The organism is Bradyrhizobium sp. BLXBL-01, from assembly GCF_051853025.1.
In the GTDB taxonomy this organism is placed as follows: domain Bacteria; phylum Pseudomonadota; class Alphaproteobacteria; order Rhizobiales; family Xanthobacteraceae; genus Bradyrhizobium.
In genome coordinates, this window is sequence record NZ_CP182471.1 from 6,241,835 (window position 1) to 6,251,117 (window position 9,283).

A 9,283-nucleotide genomic window follows, 5' to 3' on the forward strand; every position below is an offset into this window, starting at 1 on the left:
GTTCGTCTCCGGAGACGCCGAAAAGGTGGGTTACGCCCCGCAGATGCGCTTCGCGCATCCGCAGGGCTAACCCACCCTACGGCACCTCGCTTTACCGCATCGTGATCGCAAGGCCGCTGAGATCTGCATTCGCCATCAGGCCGACCTGCGTGCCGGTCAGCTCCAGCACCGCGCCCTTCTGGTTGGTCAGCACGATGGCGCGGGCGCCGGCGCCGACGGCGAGGCCCGCGCCGGCGGCACCGTAGACGCCGGCGACATCCGAAGGGCGGTTGATGTTGCTGACGCGGCCGCGCAGCACGGTCTTGGATCCCCCGAACACCAGGCCATAGTCGATGCCGCCGGTGGAGAGCCCGTAAGAGCGGCCGCGGAAGTTCAGCACGCCGGAGCCGCCGGAGCCGCCGATGATCCAGCCGGCCTTGTAGATCGTCAGCGTCACGAAGCCGCTGTCGGCGCGCGCGGTCGTCGAGAGGCCGGCCAGCGCGGCAATGGCGACGCACGCGGCGCGGAAGGTGGATGCGAGCTTCATGGGGGTCTCCGGGGGCTTTTTTAGGGGAGGATTCGAATCAGACGGAGCGAATGTACCTGATCGATCGGGGCGGCAACATGATGGGACGGCAGTTTCCGCAAGTGCAGCGGCGGCGAGACTCGCGGAAGGTCCTCATGCCCCGTCATTGCGAGCGTAGCGAAGCAATCCAGAATCGTTCTGCGGAGGCAGTCTGGATTGCTTCGTCGCAAGAGCTCCTCGCAATGACGAGATGGATGGATACCGGCTCTTGCCGCCAGCAGGAAAAGGCGAACCACCAGCGATCGAAGGCACCATCGCCATCGTGCCATACTGCCCCTGTTTTGCCCGACGGAGCAAGCGGATACTTCCGCTATCCCGAATTTTCAAAAATCCCAATGTTCTCCGCACCATCCCTACTGTGCATGGGGTTGTTTTCGCATTTTTGTTTTGAGCAGCCCACGTCTTGCCGCTACGCTCATGCGTCCGCCCCCGTCCTGAGGTGATCCCATGTCGATCCAGCATTTCGCGCCCCCGCCGCACATCAAGGCGCCGCCGCTGTCCTTTGCGACGCGCGTTGGCGATCTCCTGTTCGTCTCCGGCATTCCCGGCTTCGATGTATCAGGCGCGCTGCCCGATGGCTTCGAGGCACAGTTCGCCAACGTCGTCGTCAACATCAAGCGCGTGCTGAGCGAGGCCGGCGCGGGCATGCACGATCTCGTCAAGGTCAACGTGCTCCTGACCCGCGCCTCGGACGTTGCCGCGATGAACGCGCTCTATGCCGGCGCCTTCGGCCCGCCGCCGTACCCGGCGCGCACCACATGCGTGGTGCACGCGCTGCCCGATCCGAAGATGCTGATCGAGATCGAGGCGGTCGCCTCATTGGCCAAGTAGGAGCGGATTAAGCTGCGTGTGGCCCATCGGGCACGCTGCCAAACCAAATGCTCGAGGCACGGCTGACATGTCCGTGAATGGCGGCTCGCCGGCTTGCAAAGGGCCTGCTTTTACCGCACGAATTTTTTCGGTCCCATGTCCCACAAGGAGATACTTCATGCGTCGCCTTCTCGCGCTTTGTGCCGTTGCCGGCATCGCCTCGTCCGTGTTCGCCGTGCCGGCCTCAGCGAAGGTCGGCTATTACGTGATCCGCTGGGACAACACCGGCATCTGCCAGGTCTGGAACGAGGACCTGCAATACAAGCCGTTCCAGTTCGGGGTCTCGACCTACAAGGTCGTCAGCAAGCCGCTCCCGACCTTCCAGCAGGCCTCCGACCTGCAGATCAAGATGCGCACCGAGCGGAAGTGCACGCTCTGAGCTCTACGGCAAGAGATCGCATTCGAAGGGCGGGTCGCGCGGGCGATCCGCCCTTTTTCTTTGCGCTGGCCTGAAGCGTTTCCCCGGCCGAAATCGCGCAGGTCCAGCGCACATTGTTTGAACCTCGGCGGCCGGTGGAACTACTCACATCTTGTCCGGGGCGCAGCCAAGCGCGTCCCGCACCACCCCTCCCCGTCATTGTCGGGAGGCGCATCACATCATTCATTTGAGGAGCTGATCATGCGTCGTATTTCCATGCTGTGCGCTGCCGCCGGTCTTGCCGTCACTGCGTTCGTCGCCGCGAGCCCGGCCGAAGCCAGCTATCATCTGATCCGTTGGCAGGACACCGGCTTCTGCCAGATCTGGGACGAGAGCATCCCGACCACGCCGTGGCCGGCCGGCTACCACCGCGCCAGCGCCAGCGTGCCGACCTTCCTCGACGCCCTCGCGGCGAAGGACGCCGCGCTCAAGAGCGGTAGCTGCACCTGGTAAAGTTTCGATCGGCGGACGAAGAGCCGGGCAAGGACGCCAACGTCCTTGCCCGGTTGTTTTTGTGCCCGCGTGAACGCGAGCCGTGGCGCCTTCACGCGTCCTTGTGCGCGCCGGGATGGATCAGGATGTCGCGCGCGGCGGCGAGGTCGATGAAGGCTTCGGCGCTGCCGCCCTGGTCGGGATGCAGGCCCTTGGCGGCGCGGCGATAGGCCTGGTTGATGTCCTCGCAGGTGAGCTGCACCGCGAGCGGCAGGCCGAGCACCTTGCGGGCGCGATCCTCGCTGGAGAGCTTCTTCGGCGCAGCGTTGCGGCGGCCGAAGCGCGGTGCGGTCAGATCGTGCACGACCTCGAGCACCACACCGAGACGACGCTGGGCCGCCAGCGTCACGCTGTGATCGTCATTGTCGACGGCCTGGCGCAGCACCGGCAGCGCCTGCTCGGCGGCCTGGCGCAGCGTGACGTCGCCGCTCATCCGCGCGATCTCGGCCACCAGCCGGCCGGCCTCGGCCCAATCCGGCGATTGCGCCGACCGCAGGCGTTCCAGAGCGAGTTTCCAGGAGTCGAGCCGTTCCATCATGCGCGCAACGTTTAGCAATCAAGATCAGTATGCCAAGGCCGCCGTTTCCGACCCCTTAATTTCGAGTTAGCTTTTCGTGAAACTTCGAAACGAAAACGGGAGGAATATGCCATGGCGTTGCTCGCGAACCACATTGCCGTCGTCACCGGCGCCGGTTCCGGAATCGGCCGGGCGATCGCCGCCGGCTATGCGCGGGAGGGCGCGCAGATCGTGCTGCTCGACGTCAACGCCGAGACGGCGGCGGAGGCGGCGCAGGAGATCCGAACATCGGGCGGCAAGGCCGAGAGCTTTGCGCTCGACGTGACCAGGCGCGAGGATTGCTTTGCGCTGGCGAAGCAGGTCGCGGACAAGGTCGGGCAGGTCTCGATCCTCGTCAACAATGCCGGCATCACCCGCCGCAACGCCTTCACCGCGGAGACCGAGACGGTGGCGAAGGACTGGAACGACATCATCTCGCTCAACCTCACCGGCGTCTTCAACATGACGCAGGCGTTCCTCGCGCCGTTGCGCGCGAGCAAAGGCCGCATCGTCAATATCGGCTCGATCCAGTCCTTCGTGCATCTGCGCACGCCGAGCTCGGCGGCCTACACCACCTCGAAGCACGGCGTGCTCGGCTTCACCAAGGCGCTCGCGGTCGAGCTCGGCAAGGACGGCGTGCGCGTCAACGCGATCGGGCCCGGCTTTATCGAGACCAACATCAACGTCCATGTGCGTGCGACAAATCCGGCGCTGGTGCAGGCCTTCGTCGATCACACGCCGCTGGCGCGCACCGGCAAGCCCGAGGACATCGTGGGGCCTGCGGTGTTCCTCGCCTCCGATCTGTCGGCCTTTGTCACCGGCAGCATCGTGATGGTGGACGGCGGCTACCGAACGGTGTGAGAGGCTCGTCAATCGCGGCCGCATTTGGGCATTCTCAAGATCAATTCGGCGCGGCCACCCCGATTAACCCTTCATTAACCAAACCAGACCACCGTAGATTCACGGCTTGGGGGTCGTTGGTTCTCGATCCGCTTCCGACGATGGAAGCGGGCGTTGATCGGGAGGTGTGTTGATGACCACTGTTCATGTCGCCGCGTCCGAGCCGGACGCACAATTCTTTGCCCCGAACCAGATCGTTCCGCTTCTGATCGGCGCCACCGTCGACGAGGTCGAGCGTGAGCTCGTGCTGCAGACGCTGGCGCGCTGCGACGGCAACCGCACGCGGGCCTCGCGCGTGCTCGGCCTTTCGGTGCGCACGCTGCGCAACAAGATCAAGCTCTATGCCGCCTCTGGCATCGACGTGCCTGCCCATCAGGACTAGCGCGCGACTTTAGTCCACCCGCGACGACGCGCTGCGCAGCCGCGCGCGATCGATGACACGGCTGGTTGCTCCGTTGGATTGATGTTGATCAAGCCGGGCACGATGCGCGGGCAGAATTGCTGCTGTCGTCAAACGCCGCTAAGTAGCTTGCTTCGGGTGAAGGGAGCAATGGCGTGGCAGACGACCAGGGACGACGGCCGGGGCCTCAGGGTCCTCGTGGGCGGCAAGGCGAGCCGGGACGACCGGGACCACAAGGTCATCCGGGCCGGCGCGGCCCCGACGGCGCGCGCGGCAAGCCCGGGCCGCAGGGCAAGCCGGGCCCGGTCGGAAAGGCCGGACCGCAAGGAAAGCAGGGCGAAGCCGGTCCGCGTGGGCCAGCCGGCGCGCTGGGACCTGTCGGACCGCAGGGGCCGGCGGGGCCGCAAGGCCCGCGCGGCGAGCCGGGTCCGCCCGGCCAATTGCCGTCGATCGAGCAGGTGCTGCCGTGGCTCGACCAGCTCTTCGACGCTTGGGACGAGCGCCGCCGCCAACGCGAGCGCGAAGCCGCTGAGCGCGAAGCGCTCGAAGCCGCTGTCCAGGAGACCGACGAGGCAATCGTCGACGACGAGGGCGACGACGGCGACGATCACAAGAAGAAAAAGAAGAAGAAGAAGCAGGGCCAGAAGAGTTAGCCCCAGTCTATTTGGGCTGATCCTCGCGCCGCGGCAGCATGCCCATGCGCTCGAACTGCCAGCGCATGGCGCGATACCAGAGATAGCCGACCGCCGCGCCGCACAGGGCGAGGATGACCACATTCGCGCTGGAGAACGAGCCGCTCCACCACATCATCCACGCGGTCCACAGCAGCGTGAAGACGATGGCACCTGCTTTCAAGGGAAGAAGGGGGCGGCTCATGTCGTGCTCCGGGCGATCAAAACCCCGGCCGCCACCTTCGCAAGCCGAGGCAGCAGATACCGTGAGGCAGATCACGGACCACGCTGCCTGAGCTCACGTACCGAAGCGCAGCCGCGAGCGCTCTTTGGCCTTTTCCGCCTCAACCTCGCGGTCGCGCGCCGGCGCATGGGTATGCAGTGAAGTCAGGAGTTTTCGCGCGGCCTCGGAGACCTCGGCCACCGCACGCTCGAACGCCGCCTCGTTGGCCTGAGACGGTCTGTTGAAACCCGACAGCTTTCGCACGAATTGCAGCGCGCTGGCATGGATCTCATCCTCGGTCGCCGGGGGCTCGAAGTTGAACAGCGTCTTGATATTGCGGCACATGCACTTTCTCCGGATATTTCCTCGAGGACGGTTGGCGGAGGGGAAATCCTACATCGTTCCCGCATTTGTGCTAGGTTCCGCCGCAAAAGCGGCCGCCGGACACGAGCCGCACGGGGGAGAGGAACATGAGAGCTTCTTGCGTCGCGCTGTCGGCCATCCTGCTATCGATCTCGACGTCAGGATGGGCAGTCGACTATCCGCCACCGAAGCAGGGCGACTGGATCGCCCGGGATTTCAAGTTCCACACCGGCGAGACCATGCCGGAACTGAAGCTGCACTACACCACGGTCGGCGAACCCTCGGGCCAGCCCGTGCTGGTGCTGCACGGCACAGGCGGGTCGGGCGCGAGCGTGTTGACGCCTTCCTTTGCCGGCGAGCTGTTCGGCCCGGGGCAGCCGCTCGACGCCGCCAAATATTACATCATCATTCCCGACAATGTCGGCCACGGCAAATCGTCGAAGCCCTCCGACGGCATGAAAACGAGCTTTCCGAAATACAATTACGAGGACATGGTCGAGGCGCAATATCGCCTGGTGACGGAAGGCCTCGGGGTCAAGCATCTGCGGCTCGTGATCGGCAATTCGATGGGCGGCATGCACACCTGGCTGTGGGGCGAGAAATATCCGAAGGCGATGGACGCGCTGATCCCGATGGCCTCGCAGCCGACCGAGATGGCATCGCGCAACTGGATGATGCGGCGGATCATGCTCGACACCATCCGCAACGATCCCGACTACAATGGCGGCAATTACACCGGCCAGCCGCGCATGATGAAATATGCCATCACCGCCTACGGCATTGCCAGCATCGGCGGGACGCTCGCCTATCAATCGCAGGCGCCGACCGCGGCGAAGGCCGACAAGATCGTCGATGACCGGCTCGCGACGCCGATCACGGCGGACGCCAACGACTTCGTCTATCAATGGGAATCCTCGCACGACTACAATGCGAGCGAGAAGCTGGAGGCGATCGAGGCCCCGCTGCTGCTGATCAATTCGGCCGATGACGAACGCAACCCGCCCGAGACCGGCCTCACGGACGCTGCCATGAAGCGGGTCAAGAACGGCCGCCTCTATTTGATCCCGGCGAGCGCCGAGACGCGCGGCCACGGCACCACCGGCAATGCAAAGTTCTACAGCGAGCAGGTCAGGCAATTGCTACAGACCGCGCCGCAGCGGACGATGTAGGAGCGGCAGCCAGACGATATGTCGAAAGCCCGCTTTCGTAAGGCTGCACTCGCACTTCCCGGTGTTATCGAGGGCGCGCATCACGGCCATGCCGACTTCCGCGTCGGCAAGCGCGTGTTCGCGACGATAGGCTATCCCGATGACACATGGGGTATGGTGAAGCTGACGCCGGACCAGCAGGCCATGCTCATCGATGCGGAGCCGGCGATGTTTCGCCCCGTGCCCGGCGCCTGGGGCAAGAACGGCAGCACGAATGTGAAGCTGGCGAAGGTCGATCAGGTAACGCTGCGAAGCGCGCTCGATATGGCCTGGCGCAATGTCGCGCCAAAATCGCTGCTTGCCTCGATCGAGACGCCATAGCGAAGATCATGCCGCAACGCATCATGCCGCCGCGCCTCTCGCGCGCATATTATTTGAGCATGCAATGCGCTGTCAGCTCGGGCTTAATCGCATCAACGATACGAATCGGAATGCGGCGGAGGATCGCATGCGAAGGCTCGCACTGTGCGTTTGGCTGATCGCGATGACGGCGCTGACGAGCGCTGCGTTCGCGTTCGACAACGGGCAATATGATCACGTCCCGCCCGACATCCGCGCCTGGTTCAAGAGCGTGATCGCGCCGAACGGCGTGCCCTGCTGCGACATCTCCGACGGCCATCGCACCGACTACGACGTGCGCGCGGGCAGCTATTGGGTGCCGATCGAAGGGCAATGGATGGAAGTGCCCGAACGCGCCATCATCCGCGACCAGGGCAATCCAGTCGGCCAGGCCGTGGTGTGGTACGTCCACCACCGCGGGGCCATCATCATCAGCTGCTTCGTGCCGGCGGATGCGGTGTAGCGCGTCTTGATGAATTCCATTGGCTGGAGATGGCCCGATCGGGTAGCCTAGAGCCAAGCTTGAAGCGGAGGCACGCCGTTGACCGATCTTAGCGCCGAAGACCTCGCCACCATCTATGCCAAGCCGAGCCCGCGCGTGATCGCGAAAGCACGGCCCGCGATCGACGCGCACGCGAAGAAGTTCATCGAGATGTCGCCGTTCTGCGTGCTCGCGACATCGGGCTTGGACGGCAGCGTCGACGCTTCTCCGCGCGGCGGCGGCATCGGCTTCGTCCGCGTCGCCGGCCCCAACCAGCTGCTGATGCCCGACCGCTCCGGCAACAACCGCATCGACAGTTTCCGCAACGTGGTCGAAGGCTCAGGCTTCGTGCATTTGCTGTTCTTCGTTCCGGGCATCGACGAGACGCTGCGCGTCGGCGGACGCGGCACGCTGTCGGCCGACCCGGATCTGCTCGCCTCGATGGAGGAATTCGGCAAGCCGCCGCGCGCGGTGCTGAACGTCACCGTGAGCGAAGTCTATTTTCACTGCGGCAAGGCGCTGATGCGCTCGAAGCTGTGGTCGTCGGAGAAGGTGCCGCGCTCGGTGATGCCGAGCATCGTCACGGTCGTTCACGAGCAGACCGGCCTCGGCGAGCCCGCGAGCCAGGAGGCCGTGGAAGAGCTCTACAAGACGCAGCTGTAGGCCGCACGGCATCACAGCGTCGTCCCAGCCTTGCGGGGTCCCCGCTTTCGCGGGGACGACATGGGAGTGTGTCGCGACGGCGTCTGTCGCGGCGTTAGCGCTTAATGCCCGTCGCCTTCCAGCCCGCCGACATGCTTCTGGGTGTAGAGTTCGAGGCCGATGCGGCCGATCAAATCGAGCTGGGTTTCGAGGAAGTCGATGTGATGCTCCTCGTCGCTCATCAGCTTCTCGAACAGGTCGCGCGTGACATAGTCCTTGACGCTGTGACAGTAGGTCGCCGCTTCCTGATAAAGCGCCCGCGCGCTCATCTCGGCGGCGAGATCGCACTCGATGATCTCCTTGACGTTCTGGCCGATGCGCAGGGGGTCGAGCACCTGCATGTTCGGAAAGCCGTCGAAGAACAGGATACGCTCAGTGAGCTTGTCGGCGTGCTCCATCTCCTCGATGGACTCCTTGCGCCAGACCTTGGCCATGTCCAGCAGGCCCCAATTGTCGAGGAAGCGGTAATGCAGCCAGTACTGATTGATCGCAGTCAGCTCATGACGCAGCGCCTTGTTGAGATATTCGATGACCTTTGCGTCGCCCTGCATGGTTCACTCCAGCTCTTGCAATCCAAATCGGCCCTAACCGAGTTTAGAACGCTTCTAAATCACTTTGCGAACGAGGGCAACCGGCTGCGGGAACGCAGCCGGGGAAAAGCTCAGCCGGGGGTGCGGAAGTTTTCAGCAGGCCGCGAGCGCGAACTCGGCGGGCTCGGCGGTCTCGTCGTTGGCGGCCACGGTGTGGCTATGCGGACAGCCGGCGCAGCAGGACTGCGCGCAGGGCCCAAGCGCTTCGTCGATGATGGTCTTGATCGTCCGTGCGCAGCGGCCGCATTCGGCGCTACAGCCGAGACAGCCATAGACCTGTTTGGCATGGCGCACGGCATCGTCGGACTCGGCGACGGCGGCGCGGATATCGTCATCGCTCAGCACGTTACAGGAACAAACGATCATGGAAGCGGCAGGCCCTTCGGTGATGCGCCATCATCGATATTTAACAGGCCGGCCGGATGCAAAAGGAAAAACCGGTATTTGAAGCTATTCCAAACTGGCCTGATCAAAGCCTAGAACGGCTCTAAAATAAGCTGTTGCG

At 64.2% G+C, this 9,283-nt stretch carries 16 protein-coding genes; 10 read left to right on the forward strand and 6 right to left on the reverse strand.

Annotation, left to right across the window (positions count from 1 at the left end; all coding sequences use genetic code 11):
- Positions 1 to 91: 91 nt before the first annotated feature.
- Complete coding sequence (locus ACNJYA_RS29045; protein WP_212254559.1) at positions 92 to 526, reverse strand: hypothetical protein; 435 nt, start codon at positions 524 to 526, stop codon at positions 92 to 94.
- 486 nt (positions 527 to 1,012) lie between these two features.
- On the opposite strand from ACNJYA_RS29045, the gene ACNJYA_RS29050 reads away from it, so the two are divergent.
- From ACNJYA_RS29050 to ACNJYA_RS29060, 3 genes are all read left to right on the forward strand, one after another.
- Positions 1,013 to 1,396, forward strand: coding sequence for a RidA family protein (locus ACNJYA_RS29050; RefSeq protein ID WP_439401122.1), 384 nt, complete (start codon positions 1,013 to 1,015; stop codon positions 1,394 to 1,396).
- Between the two features lie 157 nt (positions 1,397 to 1,553).
- Positions 1,554 to 1,814 carry a hypothetical protein gene (locus ACNJYA_RS29055; RefSeq protein ID WP_172786764.1) on the forward strand — a complete coding sequence of 87 codons (261 nt, stop codon included), beginning with the start codon at positions 1,554 to 1,556 and terminating at the stop codon, positions 1,812 to 1,814.
- Positions 1,815 to 2,054: 240 nt separating this feature from the next.
- A complete protein-coding gene (locus ACNJYA_RS29060; protein ID WP_172786765.1) occupies positions 2,055 to 2,306 on the forward strand; it encodes a hypothetical protein in 252 nt (83 codons plus the stop codon).
- A gap of 91 nt (positions 2,307 to 2,397) precedes the next feature.
- Here ACNJYA_RS29060 and ACNJYA_RS29065 read toward each other — a convergent pair whose 3' ends face one another.
- Entirely contained in the window at positions 2,398 to 2,883 is a 486-nt protein-coding gene (locus ACNJYA_RS29065; protein ID WP_172786766.1) for a J domain-containing protein, read from the reverse strand.
- A 111-nt stretch (positions 2,884 to 2,994) separates the two neighbouring features.
- Between ACNJYA_RS29065 and ACNJYA_RS29070 the strand changes: the two genes are divergently transcribed.
- The 3 genes from ACNJYA_RS29070 to ACNJYA_RS29080 all read left to right on the forward strand — a co-directional run bounded on the left by ACNJYA_RS29070 (position 2,995) and on the right by ACNJYA_RS29080 (position 4,854).
- Positions 2,995 to 3,762: an SDR family NAD(P)-dependent oxidoreductase gene (locus tag ACNJYA_RS29070; RefSeq protein ID WP_439364062.1), complete on the forward strand. Its 768-nt coding sequence runs from the start codon at positions 2,995 to 2,997 to the stop codon at positions 3,760 to 3,762.
- 172 nt (positions 3,763 to 3,934) lie between these two features.
- On the forward strand, positions 3,935 to 4,183 hold the full coding sequence (locus tag ACNJYA_RS29075) for a helix-turn-helix domain-containing protein (RefSeq protein ID WP_172786768.1): 249 nt from the start codon (positions 3,935 to 3,937) through the stop codon (positions 4,181 to 4,183).
- Positions 4,184 to 4,356: 173 nt separating this feature from the next.
- The gene (locus ACNJYA_RS29080) at positions 4,357 to 4,854 is read left to right on the forward strand and encodes a collagen-like protein (RefSeq protein ID WP_212254557.1); all 498 of its coding nucleotides are present in this window, start codon (positions 4,357 to 4,359) and stop codon (positions 4,852 to 4,854) included.
- Between the two features lie 7 nt (positions 4,855 to 4,861).
- On the opposite strand, the gene ACNJYA_RS29085 is transcribed toward ACNJYA_RS29080, so the two are convergent.
- Both ACNJYA_RS29085 and ACNJYA_RS29090 read right to left on the reverse strand, forming a co-directional pair.
- Complete coding sequence (locus ACNJYA_RS29085) at positions 4,862 to 5,077, reverse strand: hypothetical protein (protein WP_172786770.1); 216 nt, start codon at positions 5,075 to 5,077, stop codon at positions 4,862 to 4,864.
- Between the two features lie 93 nt (positions 5,078 to 5,170).
- Entirely contained in the window at positions 5,171 to 5,440 is a 270-nt protein-coding gene (locus ACNJYA_RS29090) for a DUF2277 domain-containing protein (protein ID WP_172786771.1), read from the reverse strand.
- A 125-nt stretch (positions 5,441 to 5,565) separates the two neighbouring features.
- Between ACNJYA_RS29090 and ACNJYA_RS29095 the strand changes: the two genes are divergently transcribed.
- The 4 genes from ACNJYA_RS29095 to ACNJYA_RS29110 all read left to right on the forward strand — a co-directional run bounded on the left by ACNJYA_RS29095 (position 5,566) and on the right by ACNJYA_RS29110 (position 8,149).
- Positions 5,566 to 6,627, forward strand: a complete 1,062-nt coding sequence (locus ACNJYA_RS29095; protein WP_439364063.1) for an alpha/beta fold hydrolase — start codon at positions 5,566 to 5,568, stop codon at positions 6,625 to 6,627.
- Between the two features lie 18 nt (positions 6,628 to 6,645).
- Positions 6,646 to 6,987, forward strand: coding sequence for an MmcQ/YjbR family DNA-binding protein (locus ACNJYA_RS29100; RefSeq protein ID WP_439364064.1), 342 nt, complete (start codon positions 6,646 to 6,648; stop codon positions 6,985 to 6,987).
- 127 nt (positions 6,988 to 7,114) lie between these two features.
- Entirely contained in the window at positions 7,115 to 7,468 is a 354-nt protein-coding gene (locus tag ACNJYA_RS29105; protein WP_172786774.1) for a hypothetical protein, read from the forward strand.
- A 78-nt stretch (positions 7,469 to 7,546) separates the two neighbouring features.
- Positions 7,547 to 8,149, forward strand: a complete 603-nt coding sequence (locus tag ACNJYA_RS29110; RefSeq protein ID WP_439364065.1) for an MSMEG_1061 family FMN-dependent PPOX-type flavoprotein — start codon at positions 7,547 to 7,549, stop codon at positions 8,147 to 8,149.
- Between the two features lie 101 nt (positions 8,150 to 8,250).
- Here the strand turns inward: ACNJYA_RS29110 and bfr are convergent, their stop codons facing one another.
- Positions 8,251 to 8,739, reverse strand: coding sequence for a bacterioferritin (gene bfr, locus ACNJYA_RS29115; RefSeq protein ID WP_172786776.1), 489 nt, complete (start codon positions 8,737 to 8,739; stop codon positions 8,251 to 8,253).
- Positions 8,740 to 8,871: 132 nt separating this feature from the next.
- Positions 8,872 to 9,144 (reverse strand): (2Fe-2S)-binding protein, encoded by a 273-nt coding sequence (locus ACNJYA_RS29120; protein WP_172786777.1) that lies wholly within the window; start codon positions 9,142 to 9,144, stop codon positions 8,872 to 8,874.
- Positions 9,145 to 9,283 lie beyond the last annotated feature (139 nt).